Annotated in this window: 24 protein-coding genes and 1 tRNA gene; 7 read left to right on the top strand and 18 right to left on the bottom strand. The window is 72.3% G+C overall.

Annotated features, from left to right (window positions below; all coding sequences use genetic code 11):
• Nucleotides 1–4: 4 nt before the first annotated feature.
• A complete protein-coding gene (locus Ae717Ps2_RS05070) occupies nt 5–880 on the bottom strand; it encodes an alpha/beta fold hydrolase (protein ID WP_075333084.1) in 876 nt (291 codons plus the stop codon).
• 173 nt (nt 881–1,053) lie between these two features.
• Between Ae717Ps2_RS05070 and Ae717Ps2_RS05065 the strand changes: the two genes are divergently transcribed.
• Entirely contained in the window at nt 1,054–3,357 is a 2,304-nt protein-coding gene (locus Ae717Ps2_RS05065; protein WP_233147453.1) for a UvrD-helicase domain-containing protein, read from the top strand.
• Here Ae717Ps2_RS05065 and Ae717Ps2_RS05060 read toward each other — a convergent pair.
• From Ae717Ps2_RS05060 to Ae717Ps2_RS05045, 4 genes are all read right to left on the bottom strand, one after another.
• Nucleotides 3,354–4,211 carry an SCO1664 family protein gene (locus tag Ae717Ps2_RS05060; RefSeq protein ID WP_170918333.1) on the bottom strand — a complete coding sequence of 286 codons (858 nt, stop codon included), beginning with the start codon at nt 4,209–4,211 and terminating at the stop codon, nt 3,354–3,356. The two genes, Ae717Ps2_RS05065 and Ae717Ps2_RS05060, sit on opposite strands and share 4 nt — an antisense overlap.
• Nucleotides 4,212–4,261: 50 nt before the next feature.
• Nucleotides 4,262–4,846: a DUF3090 domain-containing protein gene (locus Ae717Ps2_RS05055; RefSeq protein WP_075307807.1), complete on the bottom strand. Its 585-nt coding sequence runs from the start codon at nt 4,844–4,846 to the stop codon at nt 4,262–4,264.
• Between the two features lie 96 nt (nt 4,847–4,942).
• Entirely contained in the window at nt 4,943–5,656 is a 714-nt protein-coding gene (locus tag Ae717Ps2_RS05050) for a histidine phosphatase family protein (protein WP_075307809.1), read from the bottom strand.
• Between the two features lie 30 nt (nt 5,657–5,686).
• A complete protein-coding gene (locus tag Ae717Ps2_RS05045; RefSeq protein ID WP_060710947.1) occupies nt 5,687–6,508 on the bottom strand; it encodes an undecaprenyl-diphosphate phosphatase in 822 nt (273 codons plus the stop codon).
• A 168-nt stretch (nt 6,509–6,676) separates the two neighbouring features.
• On the opposite strand from Ae717Ps2_RS05045, the gene Ae717Ps2_RS05040 reads away from it, so the two are divergent.
• Together Ae717Ps2_RS05040 and Ae717Ps2_RS05035 are read left to right on the top strand one after the other, a co-directional pair.
• A complete protein-coding gene (locus tag Ae717Ps2_RS05040) occupies nt 6,677–7,624 on the top strand; it encodes an aldo/keto reductase (RefSeq protein WP_075307811.1) in 948 nt (315 codons plus the stop codon).
• A gap of 104 nt (nt 7,625–7,728) precedes the next feature.
• Nucleotides 7,729–8,013: a DUF5703 family protein gene (locus Ae717Ps2_RS05035; RefSeq protein WP_062400830.1), complete on the top strand. Its 285-nt coding sequence runs from the start codon at nt 7,729–7,731 to the stop codon at nt 8,011–8,013.
• 27 nt (nt 8,014–8,040) lie between these two features.
• Here the strand turns inward: Ae717Ps2_RS05035 and Ae717Ps2_RS05030 are convergent, their stop codons facing one another.
• Together Ae717Ps2_RS05030 and Ae717Ps2_RS05025 are read right to left on the bottom strand one after the other, a co-directional pair.
• The gene (locus Ae717Ps2_RS05030; RefSeq protein WP_075312202.1) at nt 8,041–8,811 is read right to left on the bottom strand and encodes an SDR family oxidoreductase; all 771 of its coding nucleotides are present in this window, start codon (nt 8,809–8,811) and stop codon (nt 8,041–8,043) included.
• A 51-nt stretch (nt 8,812–8,862) separates the two neighbouring features.
• Nucleotides 8,863–10,194 carry a M20/M25/M40 family metallo-hydrolase gene (locus tag Ae717Ps2_RS05025; protein ID WP_075307813.1) on the bottom strand — a complete coding sequence of 444 codons (1,332 nt, stop codon included), beginning with the start codon at nt 10,192–10,194 and terminating at the stop codon, nt 8,863–8,865.
• Nucleotides 10,195–10,293: 99 nt separating this feature from the next.
• Here Ae717Ps2_RS05025 and Ae717Ps2_RS05020 point away from each other — a divergent pair.
• Together Ae717Ps2_RS05020 and Ae717Ps2_RS05015 are read left to right on the top strand one after the other, a co-directional pair.
• Nucleotides 10,294–10,378, top strand: a tRNA-Leu gene (locus Ae717Ps2_RS05020).
• 318 nt (nt 10,379–10,696) lie between these two features.
• A complete protein-coding gene (locus tag Ae717Ps2_RS05015; protein WP_043281071.1) occupies nt 10,697–11,050 on the top strand; it encodes a nuclear transport factor 2 family protein in 354 nt (117 codons plus the stop codon).
• Between the two features lie 13 nt (nt 11,051–11,063).
• Here Ae717Ps2_RS05015 and Ae717Ps2_RS05010 read toward each other — a convergent pair whose 3' ends face one another.
• The 10 genes from Ae717Ps2_RS05010 to Ae717Ps2_RS04965 all read right to left on the bottom strand — a co-directional run bounded on the left by Ae717Ps2_RS05010 (nt 11,064) and on the right by Ae717Ps2_RS04965 (nt 20,564).
• Nucleotides 11,064–12,119 (bottom strand): Glu/Leu/Phe/Val dehydrogenase dimerization domain-containing protein, encoded by a 1,056-nt coding sequence (locus Ae717Ps2_RS05010; RefSeq protein ID WP_075333083.1) that lies wholly within the window; start codon nt 12,117–12,119, stop codon nt 11,064–11,066.
• 63 nt (nt 12,120–12,182) lie between these two features.
• Nucleotides 12,183–13,103: an LnmK family bifunctional acyltransferase/decarboxylase gene (locus Ae717Ps2_RS05005; protein WP_075307819.1), complete on the bottom strand. Its 921-nt coding sequence runs from the start codon at nt 13,101–13,103 to the stop codon at nt 12,183–12,185.
• A gap of 4 nt (nt 13,104–13,107) precedes the next feature.
• Nucleotides 13,108–13,359 (bottom strand): acyl carrier protein, encoded by a 252-nt coding sequence (locus Ae717Ps2_RS05000; RefSeq protein ID WP_020626707.1) that lies wholly within the window; start codon nt 13,357–13,359, stop codon nt 13,108–13,110.
• Nucleotides 13,359–14,393, bottom strand: coding sequence for a 4-hydroxy-2-oxovalerate aldolase (gene dmpG, locus Ae717Ps2_RS04995; protein ID WP_020626708.1), 1,035 nt, complete (start codon nt 14,391–14,393; stop codon nt 13,359–13,361). Before dmpG ends, Ae717Ps2_RS05000 begins: the two co-directional genes overlap by 1 nt.
• A complete protein-coding gene (locus Ae717Ps2_RS04990) occupies nt 14,390–15,283 on the bottom strand; it encodes an acetaldehyde dehydrogenase (acetylating) (protein WP_075333082.1) in 894 nt (297 codons plus the stop codon). The genes dmpG and Ae717Ps2_RS04990 overlap by 4 nt, the downstream gene beginning before the upstream one ends.
• Entirely contained in the window at nt 15,280–16,101 is an 822-nt protein-coding gene (locus Ae717Ps2_RS04985) for a 2-keto-4-pentenoate hydratase (protein ID WP_075333081.1), read from the bottom strand. Before Ae717Ps2_RS04985 ends, Ae717Ps2_RS04990 begins: the two co-directional genes overlap by 4 nt.
• Nucleotides 16,098–17,081, bottom strand: coding sequence for a methyltransferase domain-containing protein (locus Ae717Ps2_RS04980; protein WP_139318786.1), 984 nt, complete (start codon nt 17,079–17,081; stop codon nt 16,098–16,100). Before Ae717Ps2_RS04980 ends, Ae717Ps2_RS04985 begins: the two co-directional genes overlap by 4 nt.
• A 32-nt stretch (nt 17,082–17,113) precedes the next feature.
• Nucleotides 17,114–17,734 (bottom strand): response regulator transcription factor, encoded by a 621-nt coding sequence (locus tag Ae717Ps2_RS04975; RefSeq protein WP_020628356.1) that lies wholly within the window; start codon nt 17,732–17,734, stop codon nt 17,114–17,116.
• A 113-nt stretch (nt 17,735–17,847) separates the two neighbouring features.
• Nucleotides 17,848–19,146 carry a M20/M25/M40 family metallo-hydrolase gene (locus tag Ae717Ps2_RS04970; protein ID WP_233147452.1) on the bottom strand — a complete coding sequence of 433 codons (1,299 nt, stop codon included), beginning with the start codon at nt 19,144–19,146 and terminating at the stop codon, nt 17,848–17,850.
• 8 nt (nt 19,147–19,154) lie between these two features.
• Complete coding sequence (locus tag Ae717Ps2_RS04965; RefSeq protein ID WP_075306997.1) at nt 19,155–20,564, bottom strand: MFS transporter; 1,410 nt, start codon at nt 20,562–20,564, stop codon at nt 19,155–19,157.
• A gap of 162 nt (nt 20,565–20,726) precedes the next feature.
• Between Ae717Ps2_RS04965 and Ae717Ps2_RS04960 the strand changes: the two genes are divergently transcribed.
• Entirely contained in the window at nt 20,727–22,160 is a 1,434-nt protein-coding gene (locus tag Ae717Ps2_RS04960) for a PLP-dependent aminotransferase family protein (RefSeq protein ID WP_233147451.1), read from the top strand.
• A gap of 1 nt (nt 22,161) precedes the next feature.
• Complete coding sequence (locus Ae717Ps2_RS04955; RefSeq protein WP_020628360.1) at nt 22,162–23,343, top strand: CdaR family transcriptional regulator; 1,182 nt, start codon at nt 22,162–22,164, stop codon at nt 23,341–23,343.
• Here Ae717Ps2_RS04955 and Ae717Ps2_RS04950 read toward each other — a convergent pair.
• Nucleotides 23,294–24,685, bottom strand: a complete 1,392-nt coding sequence (locus Ae717Ps2_RS04950) for a DHA2 family efflux MFS transporter permease subunit (protein ID WP_083695661.1) — start codon at nt 24,683–24,685, stop codon at nt 23,294–23,296. The two genes, Ae717Ps2_RS04955 and Ae717Ps2_RS04950, sit on opposite strands and share 50 nt — an antisense overlap.
• Nucleotides 24,686–24,727 lie beyond the last annotated feature (42 nt).

Here is a 24,727-nt window from a genome sequence, read left to right as displayed (position 1 = left end):
TCGGTCACCCTTCCCGGCCGCCGGCGAGGAAGTCCAGGAGCAGCGCGCTCGCGGCCTCCGGCGCCTCCTCCGGGATCCAGTGCCCGCAGCCCTCGACCCGCTCGAAGCGGAAGTCGTCGACGTAGGCCGAGGACCCCCGCATCTGCCCCTCGGTGAGCGCGAGATCGCCGTCGCTCCACACCCCCATCGTCGGCACCGTGATCCGCGGGGGCTCCGGCATCGTGGTGGGCACGAACCTCGCCGGGTCGACGTTGGCACGGTACCAGTTCAGCGACGCGGTGAGCGCACCCGGCCGGGACAGGTCGGCGACGTGCCGCGCGGCCATCGGGTGCCCGTCGGGCAGCGTCGCGTGCAGCCAGCCGCGCAGGAACTGCCAGTCCTCGGCCGGCATCACCTGCTCGGCGACGCCGGGGAACTGGAACCAGAGCATGTACCAGGACATCGCCTTCTGCCGGAACCCCGCGGTGGCGAACGCGGCGGGATGCCCGACGGAGAACGCGGCGTAGCGGGTCACCCGCGGCGAGGCGAGGGTGACGGCCCAGCCGAGCGAGGCGCCCCAGTCGTGCCCGGCGAGGGCGAACCGGTCGATCCCGAGCGCGTCGGCGACGCCGAGGACGTCGGCGACCAGTGCCCGCATCGGGTAGTGCTCGACCTCGGCGGGCCGGTCGGAGTCGCCGAAGCCGCGCAGGTCCGGGACGACGACGCGGTACCCGGCCCCGGCGAGCGCCGCGGCCTGGTGGGCCCACAGGGCGGCCCGGTCCGGCCAGCCGTGCAGCAGCAGGACGGGGCTGCCGACGCCGCCGGTGTCGTGCACGGACAGCGTGATCTCGGGCAGCGTCGTGCCGGGGACGGTGATCCGCCGGGGCTCGGGCAGCGTCATGGCCGTGACCGTAACCCGCCCCGCCGATGGGGTCGGGCTCCCCCGACCGCGCCCGCCGGGGCGGCGCTGACGGCAACCGCAGCGCTGGTACACGACCATCGCGCGAGAAAGGTGCACAGGAGGGCGGAGACGCGCTAACCTATGGGGTGCGCTTCGAATCCGAGAACACATCCGTGCACGTTCATCATAACACGAGGGGCAAGGACACACCAGCCCCCCGCCCGTCAAGTCCGCGCTCCCCGTACGAGGCCGAACTCGCCGCCGAGACCGACCGGCTCCGCCGGCTGCACGCCCTGCTCGACGACGAGCTCACCGCGGCCACCGAACGCTCCCGCGGCGCCCAGGCCACCCGGGCCGGCGAGGAGCTCAGCGCCCGTTGGGAACGCGACGTCTCGGTGCACCGCTGGCAGGAGCGGGTGCGTGCGCTCACCGCCGCCCGCTCCGGCCTGTGCTTCGGGCGGCTCGACCACGCCGACGGCGCCGACCCGATCCGGGTCGGCCGGATCGGGCTGACCGACCCCGCCGACGGCGAGAGCGCCCTGGTCGACTGGCGGGCACCCGCCGCGCGGCCGTTCTACTGCGCCACCCCGGTCTCGCCCCTGGGGGTGACCCGGCGCCGGCACTACGAGGTCGCGGGCACCGCACCGCACGAGCGGGTCACCGCGTACCACGACGACCTGCTCACCGGTGCGGTCCCGGTCGACGCCGACCCCGCGTCGGCGTCGGACCCGGCACTGCTCGCCGCGCTCACCGCGCCGCGCGGGGACCGGATGCGCGACATCGTCACCACGATCCAGTCCGAACAGGACGAGATCATCCGGCTGCCGCTGTCGGGCACCGTCGTGATCGAGGGCGGCCCCGGGACGGGCAAGACGGCCGTCGCGCTCCACCGGATCGCGTACCTGCTCTACACCCACCGCGACCGGCTCGCCCGCAGCGGCGTGCTCGTCGTCGGGCCGAGTGCGGGGTTCGTGCACTACGTCGGCGGCGTGCTCCCCGCACTCGGCGAGTCCGCGGTCGTGTTCACCACCCCGGGACGCCTCGCGCACGGCGTCGTCGCGGAGGCGACCGACCCGCCGGAGACGGCCCGGCTCAAGGGCGACCTGGCGATGATCGACGTGCTGCGCCGGGCCGTCGACGACCGCCAGGAGCTGCCCGGGCGGCCGATCACGATCGAGATGGACGACGTCACCGTCGAGATCGACACGGCCCTGGCCGCCGAGGCGCGCCGCCGCGCCCGCGCCACCGGCCGTCCGCACAACGAGGCCCGCACGACCTTCCGCGACACCCTGGGGCGGCTGCTCGTCGACCAGGGTCTGGAGCGGCTGGAGGTCGGGCTGGAGGACCCGCCGGAGCTCGCGGAGCTGCTGGCGGGGCTGAACATCCCGGAGATCGAGCCCGCCGGGGCGGCCGAGGTGTCGGCCGAGATGCGCGCCGAGCTGCGCGACGGCGTGCGGACCGACCCGCGGTTCCACGCCGCCGTCGAGTCACTGTGGCCGGTGCTGACCCCGCAGCGGGCGCTGGCCGAGCTCTACGCCGACCCGGACCGGCTGGCCACCGCGGGCGACGGACGGGACCTGTCCGCGCTGCGCCGCCCGCCGGGGACACCGTGGACGGTGGCCGACGCCCCGCTGCTCGACGAGCTCGCCGAGCTGCTCGGCCCGGTACCCGAGGACTCCCCCGCCACAGCCCCCGGGCCGGACGCCGCCTACGCCGCCGAGGTCCTGACCGTGCTGGACTCCGCGGACCGGACCCTCGCCGGGGAGGACCCCGACGAGCTGCGGCCCACCGACTTCGTGACCGCGGACATGCTGGCGAGCCGGCACGTCGCCGGGGTGCCGATGACGGTGGCCGAGCGCGCGGCGGGCGACCGGGACTGGCGCTACGGGCACCTCGTCGTCGACGAGGCGCAGGAGCTGTCCCCGATGGACTGGCACGTGCTGCTGCGCCGCTGCCCGTCGCGGTCGATCACCGCGGTCGGCGACCTCGCCCAGCGCAGTGCCCCGGCCGGCGCCCGGGCCTGGGACGACGTGCTCGCCCCGCACCTGGCCGGGCGCTGGACGCACCGCACGCTGACGGTGAACTACCGGACGCCGTCGGAGATCATGGACGCCGCCGCGGAGGTGCTGGCGACCTACGCCCCGGACCGTCGCCCGCCGGAGTCGGTGCGCAGCACCGGCGAGCCGCCGTGGACCCGCACCGTCACCGCCGCCGGGCTGGCCGACGCGGTGCACGCCGCCGTCGCCGACGAGCGGGCCCGTGCCGGGCGCGGCACGGTCGCGGTGATCGCCCCGGCCGGGACCGACCTCGGTGCGCGGGACGTGCCGGTGCTCACCCCGGCGGCGTCGAAGGGCCTGGAGTTCGACGCCGTGGTGATCGTCGACCCGGAGCGGATCCGGGCGGCCGACCCGGCGGACCTCTACGTCGCGATGACCCGCGCGACGCAGCGCCTCGGCATCCTGGAGGTGGCGGGCTAGAAGGCGGGCCAGGGGATGGCCGGGCCGTAGCCGTCCGGCCCGGGGAAGCACGGTTCGGCGAGCAGGTGGTCGATCCGGGAGCGCAGCGCCGCGACCTCGCGGCGGGTGACGTGCTCGCCGAGGACGTCGGCGAACGAGTCCGCCAGCCGGGCGCGCAGCTCCTTGAGGGCGGCCAGGTGCTCCTCGCCGAGCTCGTCGCCGACCCAGCCCCACAGGACGGTGCGCAGCTTCGGCTCGCTGTGCAGGGTGAGGCCGTGGTCCACGCCGTAGACCCCGCCGTCACCGGCGAGGATCACGTGCCCGCCCTTGCGGTCGGCGTTGTTGACGACGACGTCGAACAGCGCCATCGCCCGCAGCTGCGGGTGGTCGGCGTGGACGAGCACGACCGGGTCCCCGGCGCCGTCACGGGCACGGAGCACGGGCAGCCAGCCGCTCGGGATCTCGTGCGGTTCGCACAGCTCGACCAGCGACTCGGTGGCGAGCTGGATGGTCTCCTCGGTGATGTCGCCGGCCTGCTCGCCGTCCGTGCCGTCGTCCGTGTCGCCGTCCGTGCCGTCGCCGGGGGGCTCGGACAGAGCGCTCTCGTCGCCGGAGCAGACCCAGGCCTGCACCATGCCGGTACCGAACGGGGCCTGCTCGCGCAGCACCGTCGGCGGCACGACGTCGAGCCCGGAGACCTGCGAGACGAGGTACGCGCCGACCTCGCGACCGGCGAGCGTGCCGTCGGGGAAGTCCCACAGCGGACGCTCGCCGCGCACCGGCTTGTACACGCAGCGCAGGTCGACCCCGTCGAGCGAGACGGTGCCGAACAGGGTGGCGTTGGAGGCGTCGACCATCCGGCCGGTGATCTCCATGCGGCCGCGCAGGAGGATCTCCGGGACGGCCGGATCGCGCAGGTCGAGCGTCACTCCGTCCCGGCCACGGGGTTGCGGTCGTGGTAGCCGTTGAGGCGCACGCAGACGTGGCCCTCCGGGTCGAGCGGCTCGGCGCACAGCGGGCACGGCGCTCGGCCGGCGTCGACGACCTTCTCGGCGCGCTCGGCGAAGGACTTCGCCGCGGTCGGGGACAGGAACACGCGCAGCGCGTCCGGGCCCTCCTCGGTGTCGTCGAGGACGACCGACTCGTCGATCTCCTCCTCGGTCACCGCGAGCAGCTCGACGACGATCGAGCTCGAGTCCGCGTCCCAGCCCAGACCCATGGTCCCGACCCGGAACTCCTCCTCCAGCGGGACCGCGAGCGGGTCGTTGTCCCACGAGCCGGTGGCCACCGTCGCGCCGAGGAGGTTGTCCTCGCCGAAGCGCTTGGACACCTCGCCGAGCAGCGCCGTGATGCGTTCGGCCAGCACCGAGACCTGCTGTTTCTCCAGCAGGACGCTGATCGTGCGGCTGCTCTCGATCGCCTGCAGGTAGAAGGCGCGATCGCCGGGCTCGCCGACGGTCCCGGCCACGAAGCGGTCGGGTCGGCGGAAGACGTGGATGACGCGTGCCATGACCCTTCCCAGGGTAGGCGTATCCGGCTCCGGGGGCATCCCCGCGGTCACCCGCGGGTGCCGTCATCGCGGCGATGCGAGGTGGATCACTCCGCCTCAGGCGTTGGTGGATCCCCCGACCACGGCGTCGGAGGCGCTCACCGGCTGCTCCTCGCCGTCGGCGGGCTTCGGCTTCGGCTTGGGGATCAGGCTCGCGACGTCGCCGGACTGCTCGTTCATCCGCGCGACGAACGGCCGCAGCTCGGTGTAGGTGACGACACTCACCGAGCAGGTGTCGACGACGATCCGCTGGAAGTTGTCGAGGTGGGTGGCCAGCGCGTCGGCGAGGACGGCCTTGATCACGTCGCCGTGGCTGCAGGCCAGCAGGATCGCGTCCTCCCCGTGCTCGGCGCGGACCCGGGCGACGTGCCGGCGGATCGCTGCGACCGAGCGGGCCTGCATCCCGGCCAGGGACTCGCCGCCGGGGAAGGTCGCGGCCGACGGGTGCGCCTGGACGACCTTCCAGAGATCCTCCTTCAGCAGGTCGGTGATCTTCTGCCCGGTCCACGTGCCGTAGTCGACCTCGGCCAGGTCGTCCTCGACGACCGGTTCCAGCCCGCGGGCCGCCGCGAGCGGCGCGACGGTCTGGCGGCACCGCTCCATCGGGGAGGTCACGACCGAGGCGATCGGGAGGGCCGCGAGGCGGTCGACGACGGCCGCGGCCTGCTCCCATCCGCGGTCGTCGAGCTCCACGCCCGGGGTGCGCCCGGCCAGCACGCCCGCGGTGTTCGCGGTGGACCGGCCGTGCCGCAGGAGGATCAAGGTCGTCACGCCGACCGAGGCTACGCGGCGCGGCGCCGGTCAGTACGCGCTGACCGCGCCGAGCGACAGGGCGGCGAGCAGGGCGACACCGAGCGCGATCCGGTAGGCGACGAACACGTAGACGGTGTTGTTCTGCACGAACCGGAGCAGCCAGGCGATCACCGCGTAGCCGACGACGAACGCGACCACCACCGCCACCAGCATCTGCGGTCCGGACGGGCCGTCGCCGGCGAACACGTCGGGCAGGGTGAACAGGCCGGCCCCGAACACCGACGGGATCGCCAGCAGGAACGAGTACCGCGCGATCGCGGGCCGGGTCAGGCCCAGGAACAGGCCGGCGGTGATCGTGCCGCCGGACCGCGAGACACCCGGGATCAGCGCCATGGCCTGGGCGAGACCGAGCAGGACACCGTCCCGCCAGGTGATCTTCTCCATCGGCTTGACCTGCGAGCCGAAGCGCTCGGCCAGCCCGAGCAGGGCACCGAACACGATCAGCATGACCGCGACCAGCCACAGGTTCCGGGCGACGCCCTCGATCTGGTCCTTGAACAGCACCCCCAGCACCGCGATCGGGACCGAGCCGATGATGACCAGCCAGGCCAGCCGGTAGTCGTCGGTGGCGCGGACCTCCGCGTTGCCGAACCCGCGCACCCAGGTGATGAACAGGTGCCAGATGTCCTTGGCGAAGTAGACGATCACCGCCGCCTCGGTGCCGATCTGGGTGACGGCGGTGAACGCCGCGCCCGGGTCCCGGCCGAATCCGACCGCCGAGACGATCCGCAGGTGGGCCGAGGAGGACACCGGGAGGAACTCGGTGAGCCCCTGGACGATCCCGAGGACGACGACCTCGATCCAGCTCACGACCGGCTCCCGTCGCGGCCACGGGCGGTGGTGTCCCGGTCGGGGGTCGTCCGGCCCTGGTGGCTCGACTCCTGGGTGATCACGGGCCGTCACCGTACTCGCCGAGACGGGCGTCACTCTGCGCGCCCTCACCGGTCCGGCGGGCCCGCGCGCCTAGGCTCGGCGACCGTGCAACGCAGACCGGTGGGCAGCAGCGGCCTCGAGGTGTCGCGGGTCGGCCTGGGCACGATGACCTGGGGAGAGGACACCTGCCCCGCCGACGCGGCGGACCAGCTGCGGGCGTTCGTCGACGCCGGCGGGACATTCGTCGAGACCGCCGAGGACTACGGCGGCGGCGCCGCCCAGCAGGTCCTCGGCGGGCTGCTGCGGGGCACCGTGCGTCGCGACGACATCGTCCTCGCCGGGCGCGGCACGGCGACCCCCGACACCGGTGAGCGGGCCTCGCGGACCGCGCTGCTGCGCTCACTGGACCGCACGCTGCGCCGGCTGGGCACCGAGCACCTGGACCTGTGGCAGTTCCCCGGCTGGGATCCCCGGGTGCCGCTGGACGAGACGCTGTCCGCCGTGCAGGTCGCCGTCTACTCCGGACGGGTCCGCTACGCCGGGCTGGTCGCCCCGGCGGGCTGGCAGCTGGCCACGGTCGCGGGCAGCGCCACGGCCGGGCCCGACCCGGCCGTCTGCCGCCCGGTGTCGGCGCAGGTGGAGTACTCGCTGCTCGCCCGGGAGCCGGAGGCCGAGCTCCTGCCCGCCGCCCGGCACCACGGCCTCGGGCTGCTGGCCTGGGCCCCGCTCGGCCGGGGCGTGCTGACGGGCAAGTACACCGACGGCACACCGGCGGACTCGCGGGGCGCGAGTGCGCTGCTGGCGTCGTACGTGGAGGCGCGCCGCACCGAGCACTCGGCGCGGATCGTGCAGTCGGTCCTCACCGCCGCCGACGGGCTCGGGACCTCGCCGCTGTCGGTGGCGCTGACCTGGGTGCGGGACCGTCCGGGGGTGGCCTCGGCCGTCGTCGGGGCGCGGGACGCGGCCCAGCTGCGGGCCTCGCTCGCGGCCGAGGACCTGGTGCTGCCCGCCGAGATCCGCACCGCGCTGGACGACGTGAGCGATCCCGTCTGAGCCTCCCCGCCGGCCCTGGTGCCCCTTACAGTGGGAATGCCCGACGCGACACCCACCGTTCACCCGGTGGGCACCGACGAGCACGGCACGACCGGGAGGCACGCATGACCGAGGGCGCTGGGAACGGGTCGGAGGACTCCGCCGCCGGGAATCGGGTGGCCGGGACTCGGGACGGCGACGGCTGGACCGACGACCGGTACGAGTACCGCCCGGTGCGCATCGAGGGGGACGTCTCCCGGCTCACGGCGTCGGTCCGGCTGGCGATCCAGGCCGAGTTCTCCGGCTGGGAGCTGTCCCGGCTGCGTCTCTACCCCGGCGGCGTGCGCAAGATCGTGCTGCGACGACGGCTGGGCGCCCAGCAGGGCCTGCTGCCCGAGCCCACCTTCTGACGGCCCGGCGTTCGCCCGCCGTAAGGATCAGGCGTCCTGCCAGCCGACCTCCGGCGGTGTGCCGGCCCCGCGCGGGCTGGGCACCCCGCGGAACCCGTAGGGCGCGGGCTCGCGACCGGGCTGGACGTACCAGCACTCCCCCGGCTCACCGCGCTCGATCATCTGCTCGATCGCCGCGGCGACGTCGTCGGCCCTCAGCAGCGGGAAGTCGCCGAACTGGGCGCGGACGTTGCCGATCAGCGGGGTGTCGGCGAACCCGGGACACACCGCGGTGACCCGGATGCCCTCCCCCGCCAGCGCCGGGCCCGCCGCCCGGACGTAGCCGACGACGGCGTGCTTGGTCGCGGTGTAGAGCGCGTCGCCGGGCAGGCCGATCAGCCCGGCCAGCGACGCGGTCGCCACCACGTGCCCGCCCCCGGCGCGCCGCAGTGCCGGGACGGCCGCGGTGAGCCCGAACACCACGTGGTCGAGGTTCACCCCGAGGATGCGCCGGTAGCCGTCCAGGTCGAGATCGGTGACGCCGGACTGGCCCGCGGTGACGCCGGCGTTGAGCAGCACGACGTCGAGCCGCCCGAACCGCTCCTCCGCCGCGGCCACCGCGGCGGGCAGCGCCGTCGGGTCGGTGACGTCGGCCGGGAACGCCAGCCCGCCCGCCTTCTCCGCGACGGCCGCGGCGCCATCGGCGTCCCGGTCGACGACGACCACCTGCGCACCCGCCGCCACCAGCCGGTCCACCGCGGCCGCGCCGATGCCCGACGCGCCCCCGGTGACCAGGGCGACCTTGCCCGAGAGATCCATGCCGCCACCCTGCCACCCGCGGGCCGGGTACGTCACGGCGCCGGGCGGAGGTCAGACGGTCCGCAGGAAGCGGTCGAGCACCCGGGTGCCGAACGTCAGCGCGTCCACCGGCACCCGCTCGTCGATGCCGTGGAACAGCGACGCGAAGTCCAGCTCCGGGGGCAGCCGCAGCGGCGCGAAGCCGTAGCACTTCATGCCCAGCGTCGAGAACGCCTTCGCGTCGGTTCCCCCGGACAGCATGTAGGGGACGATCTCGGCGGTCGGGTCCTCGGTGCGCAGCGCGGCCTGCATCGCGTCGGGCAGCGCGCCCTCGAAGGGCGTCTCGACGGCGGGCAGGTCGGTGACCCACTCGCGCTCGACGTCCGGGCCGAGCAGCTCGTCGACCTCGCGCAGGAACGCCTCCTCGCGGCCCGGCAGCACCCGGCAGTCGACGACCGCCTCCGCCGTCGACGGGATGACGTTGGCCTTGTACCCGGCGCTGAGCATCGTCGGGTTCGCGGTGTCCCGGACGGTCGCGCCGATGATCCGCGAGATCGGCCCGAGCTTGGCCAGGGCGCCCTCGAGGTCGTCCTCCGGGTACTCGACGCCGGTCAGCTCGGTCATCCGGTCCAGGAACGCCCGCACCGTGTCGGTGATCGTGAGTGGGAACGTGTGGTTCCCCAGCCGGGCGACGGCCTCGGCGAGGATGGTGACGGCGTTGTCGTCGTGCAGGAACGAGCCGTGGCCGGGCTTGCCCTTGGCCCGCAGCCGCATCCAGGCGATGCCCTTCTCCGCGGCCTCGATCAGGTACGCCCGCTGGTCCTCACCGAGGGTCAGGGAGAACCCGCCGACCTCACCGACGGCCTCGGTGCAGCCTTCGAACAGCTCCGGCCGGTTCTCCACCAGCCACTGCGCGCCCCACTTCCCGCCGGCCTCCTCGTCGGCGACGAAGGCCCACACGATGTCCCGCGGCGGGACGACGCCCTCACGCTTGAAGCGGCGGGCGACCGCCAGCATCATCGCGTCCATGTCCTTCATGTCGACGGCGCCGCGGCCCCAGACGTAGCCGTCCTGGACCGCGCCGGAGAACGGGTGCACCGACCACTCGCTGGCGTCCGCGGGGACGACGTCGAGGTGGCCGTGCATCAGCAGCGCGCCGCGGGTGCGGTCGGAGCCCTCCAGCCGGGCGATCACGTTCATCCGCTTCGACATGCCGGACTCGACGAGCTCGACGTCGTAGCCGACCTCGCGCAGCTTGTCCGCCACGTAGTCGGCGGCCTCGGCCTCACCGGCCAGGGTCTCGGGGTCGCCGGTGTTGGTCGTGTCGATCCGGATCAGCTCGGAACACAGCTGCACGACCTCGTCCTCGGCGCTGGTCGGGTGGTCGTTCGCTGGAGCGGTCATGGGCGTCGTTCTACCACCGGGTGCCCGTACCGACCCCGCCGCAACCCGGTCGCCGGCCTCGGCTATGCTTCCCCCACGACGCGATCGAGAGATCGCGACGTCCGAGTGGCGGAATGGCAGACGCGCTAGCTTGAGGTGCTAGTCCCCGTATAAGGGGGTGGGGGTTCAAGTCCCCCCTCGGACACAGTTTCACGGCTTTCGCGCCACACCTGGCGCACCGGTGGTGGACGGCACTCCGACCCCATTGCGGGGGCCGGGCCGCCAGGTGCCGCCGGATCCAGTGGGCGCCGGGCCCGTCACGCCGCTGCTGGCCCCGGCAGCCGTTGCGGTCGCATCGCGTCACGGCACCTCACTGCGCGTGCCACTCCCCCTCACCACGCGGCCGACCGGGGCAGCGGCCACGACCATTGCCCTCCCGTCGTCCGCGGCATGTGACTTTCGGGGTAGCGACGTGTGCCGATCGGGGCTTCTACTGCGGTCGCCGCACATTTACATTTCAGCCATGGGCGCACACGGTGACCGGGTCGCTGGAATGTTCGCGGCCATCGACACCCGGAATTGGGACGAGCTGTCGGAGTTCTTCCATCCCGAGATGGTCTACGAGCGGCCCGGATACGATCCGTTCGTCGGCCGCGATCGCATCATGCGTTTCTACCGCGAAGAACGGGTCATCGCGAAGGGGCGCCACACCCTCGACGGCGCGATCGTCGAGGAGGAACGAGCGGCCGCGTGGGGCCGGATCGAGGCCGTGCGCAACGACGGCGAACCCGTCACCCTCGGGTTCGCCGACATCTACCTGTTCGAGGACGGTGCGATCAAGGTGCGCCGCAGCCACTTCTTCGTGCCTGCGGTCTGACAGCACCGCCCCGTCAGGCCTGGGAGACCAGCGGCGGGCCGACGTGGCGCAGCGCCTCGATGCGCCGCTTCGCGAGCTGCTCGGCCGCCGTCGCCGTGTCGATGCCGTCGGCGCGGGCCGCGGCCAGGATCTCGCCGGTGGTACGACCGATCCGCAGCACCGTCGCACGGGTCTGCTCGGGGTCGTTCCCCAGCCAGTTGCCCACGTAGAGCAGCAGGCCACCGGCGTTGGCCACGTAGTCGGGCACGTACAGGATGCCGGCATCGGCCAGGGCCACCGCGTGCCGCGGCTCGGCGAGCACGTTGTTGGCCCCACCTGCGACGATGCGGCAGCGTAGTGCCGGGATCGAGGCGTCGTCGACGACCGCACCGAGCGCGCAGGGGGCGAACACGTCGCAGTCGACGCCCAGGATCTCGTCCGGATCGACGACCTCGACGGGCAGATCGACGGCCAGTCGTTCGACCTTCGTGCGGTCGACGTCGGAGATGACGAGCTTCGCGCCCTCCTGAGTGAGGTGCCTGATCAGCGGCTCGCCGACGTGGCCCGCGCCCTGCACGGCGATGCGGCGTCCCTCCAGCACCGGGGACCCGTCGACGAACTCGACGGCGGCGCGGATCGACTCCAGCACCCCCAGCGCCGTCAGCGGCGACGGGTCCTGAGTGCCGGAGAAGACGCGCTTGGCCTCGACGGCGAGCACGTCCATGTCCGCTTGGCTGGTGCCGACGTCGACGCCGGGGATGTAGCGGCCGGCGAGGCTCTGCACGAAACGCCCGTGCGCGCGCAGGAGCGCCTCGGTCTTGTGCCGTGCCGGATCACCGATGATGACGCTCTTCGCGCCGCCGAAGTTCACACCGGCGATCGCCGCCTTGTACGTCATTCCCTGGGAAAGACGCAGGACGTCGTCGAGCGCCGTCTGCTCGTCGGGATACGGCCACATCCGCACTCCGCCGATGCCGGGTCCCAGGGCCGTATTGTGCACCGCGATGATGGAACGGAGGCCACTGTTCGGGTCCGAGCAGAAGACCACCTGCTCGTGTTCCATCGCTGCCATCGTGTCGAACAGGTTCATGGAGCAACTCTGGCCGCGTCGACCAGGTTCGGAAATGGCCACCCGCAGCCGAAGTGGACCCTTTCAGCCGGCCGCCACCTCCGCCTCGATCGACGTGGCCGCAAGCAGCTTGCCCGTCGTCGAGTCGTGCAGGCTCAGGTCGGCGATCTCGACCTCCGGCCGTGTCTCGCTGGTCCATCGGCGGACGTTCACGGTGAACACCGCACCCAGGTCGGCGTTGCCGAAGTAGCCCATCTTCTGGTCGACCACGCGGCGCTCCAGGAACCGCGCGTCGTCGCGGCCGAGCTCGCGCCACAGGCGCAGCAGGGCGGTGTCGAAGATGGCGAAGTAGGACGCGAAGTAGACCAGCCCGGCGCCGTTGACGTCGCGCACCGTGTCGAGCGGGTAGGTGTGGCTGGTGGTGGGACCGGCGACGAAGCCCGGTGGTGGGTCGGTGCAGAACGTGCCCGCCTCCCGCGCCCGTCCGACGACGCCGCGCGGGGAGAACCGGTTCGGGATGCGCGGCAGGTCGGCGAACTCGAAGTCGGGCGGCGCCGTGGTGGCCAGATCGGCGTTGGTCCCCGGCCGGGTGCGCGCGATCCAGCGGTTCCAGTTCTCCACGTACATGCAGTCCGGGTGCGGGTTCTCGTAGAACTCCTCCGGTTCCAGCGGCACGTCGGCCCGGTCGAGGCCCGCGGGCGCCAGCACGTGCAGCGTCAACGTCGACTGGCTGCCGAACTGGAACACCCGCGAGGTCAGGTCGAGCTCGTCGCCGAACGCGAGCCCGTGCGGGTGGACGACCTTCCCGCCGCGGACCCGGTAGTAGTAGAACGACAGGTAGGCCGGGTCGCCGGTCGCGGTACGGGCGGCATGCACGTTGGTGCGGCACGCCGCGGCCACGGCCTCCCACGTCCAGTCCCCCACCTCGCCGAACACGAGCGAGCCGCCGCTGCACATCCCCGGCGAGACGATCACCCGGCGGGCCAGCGTGTTGACCGTCTGCACGGCCTCAGCCCTGCCGCTGGTCGGCCGGCAGGCGCGTCTCCACCAGCGCGGCGACGTCGCCGAGCGTGGGCAGCTCCAGCAGCTCGTAGTCCTGGACCTCGACGCCCAGGCGGCTGCGCAGCAGTCCTGCGAGCTCGGCGGCGGTCAAGGAGTCCAGCCCCACCTCGCCGCACCGCGCATCCGCGCTCAGGTCCTCGGCACAGAGCTGGAACTCGTCCACCAGGATCTCGGTGAGGACCGAGTAGGTCGAGATCATCACGCACTCACTTTCTCTGCGGCGGCACGGGCCATCGTCTGGGCGACGTCGACGATCAGGTCCTCCTGACCGGCGACCGCCTGGAGCCGGCCCAGGGCGAAGAACACATCGCGCGGATCGACGCCCTCACGGGCCGACACCTCGATCACGCGGGTCTTGAACCCGGAGAACACTCCGGCGAGCCCGCTCACGATCGCGACCGAGTCGACGGCCGGCGGCGCGGTCATGAGTTCGCGTTCGGCGAGGTCGGCGGCGTCGAGGAGCTTGTAGAGATCGATGCCGGTGTCGAACCCGATCCGGTCCAGGACGGGCACGAGCACCTCGAGCTGGGTGTTGCCGGCGCCGGCGCCGAAACCGCGGGCGCACGCGTCCAGGATCGACGCGCCGGCCTCGGCCGCGGCCACCGAGTTCGCCACGGCCATGCCGAGGTTGTTGTGCCCGTGGAACATCACCGGAACGTCGACCGCGGCGCACATGGCCGTGATCCGCTCCGTGACGTCGCCGGGCAGGTAGTGCCCCGACGAGTCCATGATCCCGACTCCGGTGGCGCCGAACCCGACCAGCCGGGCGCACTCCTCGGCGAGGCCCTCCGGGGTGGCCATGTGGCTCATCAGGAGCACGGCGTGTGCCTCCACGCCGCGCTCGCGCAGGTGCTCGAGGTGGCGTTCGGCGAGATCGCCCTCGGTGCAGTGGGTGCCGATGCGCACGAGATCGACACCGTGCGCGACGGCGTCGTCGAGATCGCGCACGGTGCCCCAGCCCGGCAGCATGAACACCGCCATCTTGCTGGTGGTGAGCGCCTCCCGGACGGTCGCGAGCATCTCGTCGTCGCTCAGCAGGGCCCGTCCGACCTGCAGCGACGACGCGCCCAGGCCGTTGCCGTGCCCGACCTCGACGACGGGCACCCCGGCTGCGTTCGCCGCCTCGGCATACCCCCGGAGCTGCTGCGCGTCGAGCTGGTGGCGAACCGCGTGGTGGCCGTCGCGCAACGTCGGGTCGTGGATCTGGATCGTTCGTGCCGGTGCCGCACTCATGACGCCTCCGCCTCGGCGATCGACCGCCGGTCGTCCGCACATCGCTCGGCGATGCTGAGCGCGGCGGAGTTGATGATGTCGAGATTGCCCGCGTAGCGCGGGAGCCGTTCGCCGGAGGCCGTGACCTCGACGGCGACGAACGCCCGCTCGTCCTGCACCGAGCACGCCGACACGACGAACCCGCCGACGAACCCGCGCAGTTCCTTGGCCACGCCCTCGGCGAGGTCTCGGACCGAGTCCTCGCGGAAGCCCGAGCCCAGCATGGACATGGCCACCCGGAAGGTCGCCGGGGGCCGGGCCGGGCTGATGTTGAGGATCGCCTTCACGTCGCCGACGCCGGTGAAGGTGCGGACGGCGTCCTGGGTGGTGTCGACGTACTCGTCGAGGTTGATGCGCGTGCCGTGACCGACGCTGAGCGTCGCGGCCGTGGTGACCACTTCGACGTAGTCGACGCGGTGTTCCGCGGTGATCGCGTGCAGCACCGGGATCGCGGCCTGCCCGCCGCAGGTGACCATGCTGATGTCGCGCAGGCCCGCCGCGCTCGCCCCGTTCACGGTCGGGACGACCATCCGCCCGGCCCGGCTCGGGGTCAGGTCGACCAGCATCGTGTCGAAGGGCGCGAGCCGTTCGGCGTGCTCGGTGTGCGCGACGGCGTTGGTGGCGTCGAAGACGACGTCGAAGGGCTCGTCCACCTCGATGATCGAGGAGATGCCGCGGTCCGCGATCGGCATGCCGAGCCGGGCGGCCTGGCGGAGGCCGGCGTTGGCTCCGTCGCGGCCCACGACCAGGGCCAGGTCCAGCACATCCGAGTGCATGATCTTGTCGGCCAGGTCGACACCGATGAGCCCGGCGCCGAGCACTGCTGTGGAGAGCCCGCCTGTTCGCTTCATCGGGGAATCCCCCTCTTCTCATCCGGTGGGACGGCCCGTCCCGCGTGGACGGTGATCGCGCCGAGCTGGTCGAACTCGGCGGTGCAGGTGTCGCCGTGCTCCAGCGGGACCGCGGCGTGCAGCGCGCCGGTCATGACCAGGTGCCCGGCTTCGAGGGTGATCCCGTGCTCGCCGAACACGTTGGCGAGCCACGCGACGACCGCGACCGGGTCGCCGAGTGCGGCGGCGCCGTTCCCGCTCGCCACCACCTCGCCGTTGCGGCGGAACGTGACACCGAGTCGTCGGTAGTCGGTGCCGGACGTGGCCTCCGCCCAGGAGCCCAGCACGGCCGCCCCGTTGGAGGCGAGATCGGCGATCGTGTCGGCCAGGCGGATGCGCCAGTCCACGATCCGGGAGTCGACGATCTCCAGCCCGGCCGCGACCTCACCGATCGCGCCGCGCGCCTGCTCGACGCCGACGCCGGGCCCGGTCAGCGGCGACGCCAGCCGGAACACGATCTCCGCCTCCACCTTGGGCGCGATGAACCTGCCGCGGTCGAGGACGGCGCCGTCCGCGTGGAGGGTGGAGCCGAACACCGGGGCGAAGTCGGGGGTGTCGACCCCGAACATCTCCTGCATCGGAGCCGAGGTGAGCCCCGCCTTGTAGCCGACGACGCTGTCGCCGTCGGCCAGCAGCAACGCCGTCAGCTCCCGCTGGACGGCGTAGCCCTCGGCCGCGCCCAGGGTCGGGTCGTTGTCGGTGAACGGGGCGACCGGCTGTTGCGTCGCGCGGGCCTCGTACAGGATCTCGGCGCGGCTGCGCGCGTCGGGCGCGATCATCGGCTCGCGATGATCAGGCGGCTGCCCGGCATCGGCAGCGGGGTGAGCGTCACGTCGCCGAACCCGGCACGGGTGAACGCCGCGCGCCACTCGGTCTCGGTCGGGAGGTTCACCTCCATGGATGCGGCGTGCAGGTAGGTGAACAGCGCGCTGAAGGCGCGTTCCCGCGGATCCTGGGCGTACGGGACGCAGTCGGTGACGATGACGCTCCCACCCTCGGCGAGGCCCTCGCGGCAGGTGCGCAGGATCCCCTCGAGCACCTCCGGCTGCGCCGCGGTGTCGTGCATGACGAACCCGGCGTGGACGACGTCGGCGCCCTGCACCGGCTCCGGGTGCTCCAGCAGCGACTCGATGGGCCGGTTGACCATCGTGAGCCGGTCGCTCACCCCGGCCAGCTCCGCGGCCTGCTCGGCCGCTTCGCAGGCGCCCGCGCTCATGTCCAGGGCCAGGCCGGTGCTGGTCGGCAGCGCCGTCAGCAGCTGGATCAGGAGCCCGCCCGCGCCGGACCCGAGATCGACGATGCGCTGCGGCTTGCGGCTGAGGATCTCCGCGACCTGGCCGGGATAGAAGCCGGCCGAGCCGATCCAGCGCGACGAGATCGCCACGCTGCGCCCGTCCCGGCTGTACCTGCCGGCCACAGCGTCGGGTTCGCGCAGGAACTCCGCCGCGTGGTCGAGGTAGGGCCGATTCGCGGTGAGCGACCAGGACAGGTAGCCCGCGGCGTAGCGCCGGTCGGCCATGTCGGCGCACGGGGTGAAGCTGTCCTCGCCCGCGGGATCGAGCAGGCCGGCGGCGACCAGCGCCCCGAGGAAGGACCGTGCCCCGGCCTCGGGGACCGAGGCGAGCGCGGTGACCTCGGCCAGGGAGAACGGGGCCTCCCCGTCGAGCAGCGTGGAGATGCCGACGTTCTCGGCGATCTCCAAGAGCGCGGCGTCGGCCGCGAGATCGGCGGCGATTTCTCGGACTGAATTCGTGGTCATTCGTCGTCTCCCCATGTCGGACAGTGGGCCGTTCAGAGGATCTGCAGGGCCGCCGCCCGGTTGATGGCATTCGTCCGTGAATGCACCCCGAACTTGGCGTAGATGTTTGTGAGGTGCCTTTTCACCGTGCCGGCGCAAATGGACAGCCGGGCGCCGACCTGGGCATTGCTGAGCCCCTGCGCGACCAGGTCGAGCACCTCCACCTCGCGGGGCGACAGCGGTCCGCGAGGTGTTTCACCGAACCGGTGGACGGCGATTGCCGGCAGCGCGAGGAGCACCTGGTCGCTGCGTGCGCCGACCGTGCGGACGACGGCGAGCAACTCTGCCCGCGTCGACCGCTTCGAGACGTATCCGTGGGCGCCGGCCGCCATCAGCCTGCGCACGGCACGTGTGTGCCCGTGGACGCCGAGCACGACCACACGCGGCGCCGACGGCGCTGTGACCAGGGAGTGAAGCACGTCGACGGGCCCATCCGCGGTCTCCGCGTCGAGCAGCACGACATCGGGCCGGTCGCGCCGCACGAGCGCCACCGCGGCAGGGCCGCCGTCGGCCTGACCGATCACCCGCAGATCGGGCTCGATGTCGCAGAGCTCGGCCAGACACTCCCGCAACAACGTGTTGCCGTCGACGAGGGCCAGGCGCAACTGATTCACCGAAGCCCCTTTCGGATCCACTCGAAGATACTGTCCAGAATACGGTTCTCACGTTTCCTGGATGGCGGTCAACGTTACGCGTCGGTTACTGTTGGACCGCTCTCGGGCGGGACTCAGCACCGGTCGAAGAAGTCGTCGAGCACGGGTACGCCGAAACGCAGGGCATCCACCGGAACACGCTCGTCGACACCGTGGAAGGCGGCCGGGAAATCGAAGTCGGCCGGCAGCTTGAGTGGGGCGAAGCCGTAGCAGGCGATGCCGAGCCGGCTGAAGTGCTTCGCGTCCGTACCCGCGGGCAGCAGGTACGGGATCACACCGGCGCCCGGGTCGTGGCGGGCCACGCTGGCCGCCATCGCGTGCGTGAGCGGGGTCGGGAAGTCCGTCTCGACCGCGACGTCCCGATAGAAGATCTCGCACGTCGCGTTCGGCCCGACCAGCGCGACGAAGGACGCGATGAACTCGTCCTCGTGCCCCGGCAGGAACCGGCAGTCCAGCTCGGCGCTGGCCAGGCTCGGGATCACGTTGGTCTTGTTGCCGGCGCTGATCAACGTCGGCGACGCGATGTTCTGCAGCGACGCGCCCACGATCCGTTCGAGCGGGGAGATCGCCTTGAGCAGCGCGTCCGGGTCGTCCGGGTGGAACTGCTCGTCCAGCTCGGCGGACAGCGCGTCGATGAACTGCCGGGTCGTCGGTGTGAGCTGGACCGGGAACCGGTGCTCGCCGACCCGGTGCATGATCTCACCGAGCTGCGCGATCGCGTTGGAGGAGTTGAGCATGGAGCCGTGCCCGGCGATCCCCTTCGTGGTCACCCGGAACCAGATGACCCCCTTCTCCGCGGTCTCCACCAGGTAGAGCCGGCGGCCGTTCGGCAACGTCGCCGAGAAGCCGCCGACCTCACCGATCGCCTCGGTGCACCCCTCGAACAGCTCCGGTCTGTTGTCCACCAGCCATCGCGCGCCGAGCCGACCTCCGTTCTCCTCGTCGGCGACGAACGCGAGCACGACGTCGCGCGCCGGCGGGCGACCCGCCCGCATCCGCGCCCGGACCACCGCCAGCATCTGCGCCGCGAAGTACTTCATGTCGACCGCCCCACGGCCCCACAGGCAGCCGTCGGCGATCTCCCCGCCGAACGGGTGGTGGCGCCAGAGCGCGGGCTCGGCCGGCACGACGTCGGTGTGGGCGTGCACCAGCAGGCCGGGCCGCTCGGGATCGGCCCCGGGCCAGCGCGCCATCACCGTCGTGCGGCCCGGGCGCGGCTCGATCAGCTCGACGTCGAGACCCACCTCGGTCAGCAGCCCCGCCGCGTACTCGGCGGCGAGCCGCTCACCGGGCCCGCGGTCGTCGCCGTAGTTGGACGTGTCGAACCGCATCAGGTCGCGGCAGATGGAGACGGCCTCGTCCTCGGCACTCATCGGCGCGCTCATCGAGCGGGGCCCTTCGGCAGGTCGACCTCCGTGAGCGGGCCGGGCCCCTCGACCGCGGGTGTGACCGACTCCAGCGACCTGCCGGTGGTCCGCGGGCCGAGCACCAGCACGTTCACGATCAGGACGGCGAGCGCGGCGGCGACCACGCCGAACACGAACTCCGGCCCGATGACCAACGCGGGGAGCAGGACGTAAGGCAGTGCGGCCGTGGTCAGCCGGCTGATCGAGTACGCGACGCCGGCACCGGTCGCCCGGAGGGCCGTCGGATAGATTTCGCCGTGATAGACGTGGTAGGCATTCGAGTAGATGTTGCTCACCAGCGTGAAGATGAATCCCCACAGGATGATCGTGGCGGGCGACTGGGCGTACCCGAAGAGCAGCCCGGCCACCGCCATGCCACCCGCGGTCACCGCGATCAGCACCTTGCGTTCCACGCGTTCCACGATCGGTAGGGACAGCGCCGAGCCGAGCGGGTAACCAATGAAGATGAACCCGAGATAGGCCAGGGAGGCGACGATCGAATAGCCCTTCGCGGCCAGCACCAGTGGGGCGATGGTGCCGAATCCGTAGTAGCCGAACGCCGAGCAGAAGTTGAGCACCCAGGCCATGGTGGTGGTGCGCCGAAAGCGAGGGGCGAAGATGGCCGACAGCGGCATCTTCTCGGCAACGGTCGGACTCTCCGGTTTCCGCTCGGGTTCCGGCAACACCTTTCCGCTCGCGCGGGCAGCGTCCTCCCACTTCGTCATCAGCGCGTCCGCCTCGTCGTGGCGACCGACGGCCTCCAGCCAGCGGGGTGACTCCGGCAGCATCCGCCGCAGCACCCAGACGATCAACGCACCGAGCGCACCGAGGATGAACATCCACCGCCAGCCGTCGACGCCGAATGGGCTCAATGGCACGAGAATGCTGGCCAGGAACCCGGCCGTCGGCACGCCGAGGAAACCCACGGTGTAGGCGAGCGCGGTGAACCGGCCGCGCAGCCTGGCCGGCAGCAGATCGGCCAGGTAGGCATCGGCCAGTGCCAGCTCGGCACCCAGGCCCACTCCGGCGAGGAATCGCGACACCACGAGCACCTCGACGTTCGGAGCGAGGCCACCCACGAGCGAGAAGAACGAATAGATCCCGAGATTCAGCAGGAACGCCCGCCGCCGACCGATCCGGTCGGCCACTCGGCCGAGGAAGATAGCTCCGATGAACTGGCCGACGAACGCGCTCGCCAACACCGCCTTCAACGGGTCCGCGCCGAGCTCGAAATGCTGCTTGAGCACGCCGGAGAGCGTGCCGGCGAGGAAGACCTCGTAGGTGTCGAAGAACAGTCCGAGGCCGACGCACACCACTGCCATGACGTGCAGCCGGGTGATCGGCATTCGGTCCAGCCTCGCCGATATCGTCATCGCATCAGACATAGGAGCCTCGTTCCGTCAAGGAGTCTGCCTAACGAATTAACACAACCTTGTGTCAGCTGTAACATGTGGCGCAGCGATCACTCGCCGGCGCCGCCCCCGTCGACTACCATCGGCGAGTCTTCCTGCGGCGCGCACCTTTGGATATGGCCAATGACATCGGAAATGGACCGTTTTCCGACCGATATCCTCGGCGTGCTCGGAGACTGGTCGGCCGGCAGCGGGCCGCTCCACCTGCGCATCGCGGCGGCGGTCCGCGACGCGATCGAGTCCGGCGCGCTGCTGCCCGGGCGGCGGCTCCCGTCGGAGCGTCAGCTCGCCGACCAGCTGGCCGTGAGCCGCACGACCGTCGTCGCGGCCTACGACCGGCTGCGCGGCGAGGGCCTGCTCGTGAGCAGGCGCGGCAGCGGCACCCGGGTGAGCCTCGAGGCGCGGCCCCGGCGCGAGTTCACCGCGGCCGTGCCGGAGGGCCGCACCACCTCGATCGTGCGCCGGCTCATCACCGGGCAGAAGGACGTCATCTCACTCGCCATCCCCGACTGGGACGACAGCGCGGGGATCGGCCAGGCGGTCCGCAAGACGGTCGAGTCCGACCTCAAGGAGCTGCTGTCGGGCACGGGCTACCAGCCGCGCGGCCTGCTCACCCTGCGGGAGGCGGTCGCCGACTCCTACACCCGTGCCGGGCTGCCCACCAGCACCGACCAGATCCTGGTGACCAACGGCGCGCACCCCGCGGTGCTGCTGGCCACCCAGCTGTACGTGCGGCCGGGGGTGAGCGTCGTCGTGGAGAACCCGAGCTGGCCCGGCTACCTCGACATCTTCACCAACGCCGGTGCGCAGCTGGTCGGGGTGCCGCTCGACGACGAGGGCATCGACGCCGTCGAGCTGGACCGCACGCTCGCCGAGCGGCCGCCCGCGTTCGTCTACGTGATGCCGACCTACCAGAACCCCACCGGCATCCTCATGTCGCAGGCCCGCCGGCAGGCGCTGGCCCGCATCACCGCGCGCCACCGCGTCCCGGTGATCGAGGACCACTCCTACATCGGGTTGGCCCACGGCGACACGCCACCACTGCCGATCGCCGCGTACGGCGCTCCGCAGGCCGAGGTCCTCACCGTCGGGTCGCTCGACAACGCCGTCTGGCGAGGACTGCGGGTCGGCTGGCTGCGGGCGTCCGCCGACATCATCGACTCCCTGACCTACCGCAAGAGCCTCATCGACCTGGGCGGCCCGCTGCTCGACCACGCCATCGCCGCCCGGCTGCTGCGCCGTCACGGCTGGCCGATGGCGACCCGCTCGGCCGAGCTGTCGCACCGGCTCGACGTGCTGGAGGAACTGCTGCGCGATCGCTTGCCGAGCTGGCGCTGGCGCCGCCCCGACGGCGGGATCGCGCTGTGGGTGACGCTGCCGCGGCCGAACGCCACCGCCTACGCCCAGCTCGCCCTGCGCCACGGCGTGGAGGTGCTGCCCGGCCCCGCGCTGGACGCCACCGGTCGCGACGACACCCACATCCGCGTCCCGTTCACCCAACCGTCGCACGTGGCCGCCGAGTTCGTCGATCGGCTGGCGCTGGCGTGGGCCCAGCTGGAACGGTCGTGAGGTGGGTAGCGCGCTCGACGAGGACTGGCCCGAGGTCCGCGGGCTGTGTGCCGAGGTGCGCCGCGACGTGCCCGTCATCGTCCCGGAGATCGTCACGCACATCCGGGCGGCGTCGCCCGACTACGAGCACGTCCCGCGCGCCGACCACGAGAAGCACGTCGGTGAGCAGTTCCGCGGCCTGCTCGACGGGCTCGCCGCCCGGTGCCCGCCCACGGCGGCGCAGACCGAGGCAGCCCGGGAGCTGGGGCGGCAACGGGCCCGGCAGGGGGTGCGGGTCGAGGAGATGATCGGCGCGTACCACGTCGGCTACCGCGAGATGTGGAACGTGCTGCTGGCCAGGGCCGACGAGCGGGAGCCACCGCTCGCGGCGCACCTGGTGCGCGTCGTGGACCTGTGGTGGACGTGGATCCGGCTGATCAGCAGTGCCTCGGCCGATGCGCACGCCGAGACCCTGCGTTCCCAGCACGCCGTGCAGATCACCATGACGCACCGGTTCCTGGAGATCCTGCGCGCCGGCGAGGACCCGTCGGGTGAGGCCGTGCACCTCGCCCGTGCGCTGACGTTCGACCCGGACGGGTCGTTCCAGGCCGTCTGCTTCCTGCTGCCGAGCCGGCCCGAGGACGGGCTCGACCAGCTGCGCCAACGGCTGCGGCGGCTGCCGGGCACGATCCACTCCGCCACCCGCGGAACGCACGGCGTCGTGCTGTGCCAGGCCGCCGCGGCCGACCTGGTGACCGCGACGGTGCACGAGGCGCTCCCCGGGGAGGCCGTCGGCATCGGTCTGCCCCGGCCGGGCCTGGCCGGGGCCGAGGCCAGCATCGTCGATGCCGAGCGGGCGCTGGCCGTGGCGGGCGCCGGCGAGGCGGTGCTGTTCGGCGAGGAGTGGCTGCCCGCGACGTTGCTGCCGCACGGGCCACGGCTCGCACCGCTGCTGCAGGTCGGCAGCGACGTCGCCGCCGATCACCCTCATCTCGCCGACGCCGTCCTCGGGTACGCGGAGTGCGGGTTCTCGATCACGTCGGCCGCGAAGTCGCTGAACCTGCACCCGAACTCGGTGAAGTACCGCCTGGACCGCTGGACACAGCTGACCGGCTGGGATCCGCGCGAGGTGCGCGGCCTGCTGAACTCGTGGATCACCCTGCGGATGCGGGAACGGTCGCGTACCGGACGAGCAACGCGATGACGCCGACGCCGACCGCGCAGATGACCATGCCGATGTGCATGCCGGTCACCACTGAATCGGCGGAGCTCATGATGCCGCCCAGCACCGCGACGCCCAGCACTCCGCCGAGCTGGCGGCTGGCGTTGAACACGCCGCTGCCCGTGCCGGTCAGGCCCGGTGGGGGGCTGACCACCGCGAGCGAGGCCGTCGGTGGGAGTGCCAGCCCGCTCCACAGGCCCTGCAGGGCCATCGCGGCGCCGAGCACCCAGTACGGCGAGGTGGCATCGCACAGCAACATGAGCAGGAAGCCGGGCACCCCGACCAGCGCGGCCAGGTAGACCGGCACGCTCAGCCCGCGCTCGATCATCAGCCGGCTGGTGAGCAACGGCGGGGCGAGCGCCGTCGCGATGGTGATCGGGAGCAGCTGCAGGCCGGCGACCAGCGCACTCGTCCGGTGCACGGTCTGCAGGTAGATCGCGAGCAGGAACAGGGTGCCGAAGAAGACGAACTGGAACACCAGCCCGTTGACGGCGGCGACGGTGAACCGGCGATCGCTGAACAGCCGCGGCGGGACGAGCGGATGGGCGCTGCGGGCCTGGACGACGACGAACGCGGGCACCGCCAGCACGACGATCGCCCCGGCGGCCAGGATCAACGGCGACGTCCAGCCGTACGACGGGCCCTCCATCAGGGCGAACGCCAGGGCGCCCAGCGCCGCGATCGCCAGCACCTGCCCCCACCCGTCGATCGGACGGCGCGGCCCGCGCGGGATGTCGGTGATCGTGCGGCGGGCCAGCAGGTAGATCCCGACGCAGATCGGCACGTTCACCACGAAGATGGCCCGCCAGCCGAGTGTGTCGATGAACAGTCCGGAGATCAACGGGCCCGCGGCGAGCGCGGCCGCGCCGGTGCTGCCCCAGATCGCGACGGCGCGCGACCGGGCGGCCGGGTCGGCGAACAGGTGCGGGATCAGCCCGAGCAGGGCCGGCAGCAGCAGTGCCGCCGCGACCCCCTGCAGCAGCCGGAAGCCGATCAGCAGCTCCAGGCCCGGCGCCAGGCCGCACAGCAGCGAGGTGACCGCGAAGCCGAGCACACCGAACCGGTAGGCACGGTCGTTGCCGAGCCGGTCTCCGATCGCGCCACCGCACAGGATCAGCGCGGCCACCGCCAGCGTGTAGCCGTTGACGACCCACAGCAGCCCGCTGAACGAGCCGCCGAGCGACTCCTGGATGTGCGGGACCGCCAGGTTGACGATGTTGGTGTCCAGCATGATCACGAAGTTGCCCAGGCACACCGCGAAGAAGCCGAGTGACCGCCGTCGAGTCGGTCCGGCTCCGATCCCGACCTCCACATGCTGCGACATGCACCCAGCGTCTCCCTCGACGGCCGACCGGGTAATGCACTC

Origin of the sequence: Pseudonocardia sp. Ae717_Ps2 (genome assembly GCF_001932475.1) — a bacterium.
GTDB lineage: Bacteria > Actinomycetota > Actinomycetes > Mycobacteriales > Pseudonocardiaceae > Pseudonocardia.
This window is presented reverse-complemented; position numbering and strand designations above follow the sequence as displayed.

What these genes read in the sequence shown, in the direction of transcription:
- Ae717Ps2_RS05070 (WP_075333084.1), bottom strand. Translation starts at nt 880, where the DNA reads ATGACGCTGCCCGAGCCCCGGCGGATCACCGTCCCCGGCACGACGCTG.
- Ae717Ps2_RS05060 (WP_170918333.1), bottom strand. Translation starts at nt 4,211, where the DNA reads ATGGAGATCACCGGCCGGATGGTCGACGCCTCCAACGCCACCCTGTTC.
- Ae717Ps2_RS05055 (WP_075307807.1), bottom strand. Translation starts at nt 4,846, where the DNA reads ATGGCACGCGTCATCCACGTCTTCCGCCGACCCGACCGCTTCGTGGCC.
- Ae717Ps2_RS05035 (WP_062400830.1), top strand. Translation starts at nt 7,729, where the DNA reads ATGACCGAGGGCGCTGGGAACGGGTCGGAGGACTCCGCCGCCGGGAAT.
- Ae717Ps2_RS05030 (WP_075312202.1), bottom strand. Translation starts at nt 8,811, where the DNA reads ATGGATCTCTCGGGCAAGGTCGCCCTGGTCACCGGGGGCGCGTCGGGC.
- Ae717Ps2_RS05025 (WP_075307813.1), bottom strand. Translation starts at nt 10,194, where the DNA reads ATGACCGCTCCAGCGAACGACCACCCGACCAGCGCCGAGGACGAGGTC.
- Ae717Ps2_RS05015 (WP_043281071.1), top strand. Translation starts at nt 10,697, where the DNA reads ATGGGCGCACACGGTGACCGGGTCGCTGGAATGTTCGCGGCCATCGAC.
- Ae717Ps2_RS05010 (WP_075333083.1), bottom strand. Translation starts at nt 12,119, where the DNA reads ATGAACCTGTTCGACACGATGGCAGCGATGGAACACGAGCAGGTGGTC.
- Ae717Ps2_RS05000 (WP_020626707.1), bottom strand. Translation starts at nt 13,359, where the DNA reads ATGATCTCGACCTACTCGGTCCTCACCGAGATCCTGGTGGACGAGTTC.
- dmpG (WP_020626708.1), bottom strand. Translation starts at nt 14,393, where the DNA reads ATGAGTGCGGCACCGGCACGAACGATCCAGATCCACGACCCGACGTTG.
- Ae717Ps2_RS04990 (WP_075333082.1), bottom strand. Translation starts at nt 15,283, where the DNA reads ATGAAGCGAACAGGCGGGCTCTCCACAGCAGTGCTCGGCGCCGGGCTC.
- Ae717Ps2_RS04985 (WP_075333081.1), bottom strand. Translation starts at nt 16,101, where the DNA reads ATGATCGCGCCCGACGCGCGCAGCCGCGCCGAGATCCTGTACGAGGCC.
- Ae717Ps2_RS04980 (WP_139318786.1), bottom strand. Translation starts at nt 17,081, where the DNA reads ATGACCACGAATTCAGTCCGAGAAATCGCCGCCGATCTCGCGGCCGAC.
- Ae717Ps2_RS04970 (WP_233147452.1), bottom strand. Translation starts at nt 19,146, where the DNA reads ATGAGTGCCGAGGACGAGGCCGTCTCCATCTGCCGCGACCTGATGCGG.
- Ae717Ps2_RS04965 (WP_075306997.1), bottom strand. Translation starts at nt 20,564, where the DNA reads ATGTCTGATGCGATGACGATATCGGCGAGGCTGGACCGAATGCCGATC.
- Ae717Ps2_RS04960 (WP_233147451.1), top strand. Translation starts at nt 20,727, where the DNA reads ATGGACCGTTTTCCGACCGATATCCTCGGCGTGCTCGGAGACTGGTCG.
- Ae717Ps2_RS04950 (WP_083695661.1), bottom strand. Translation starts at nt 24,685, where the DNA reads ATGTCGCAGCATGTGGAGGTCGGGATCGGAGCCGGACCGACTCGACGG.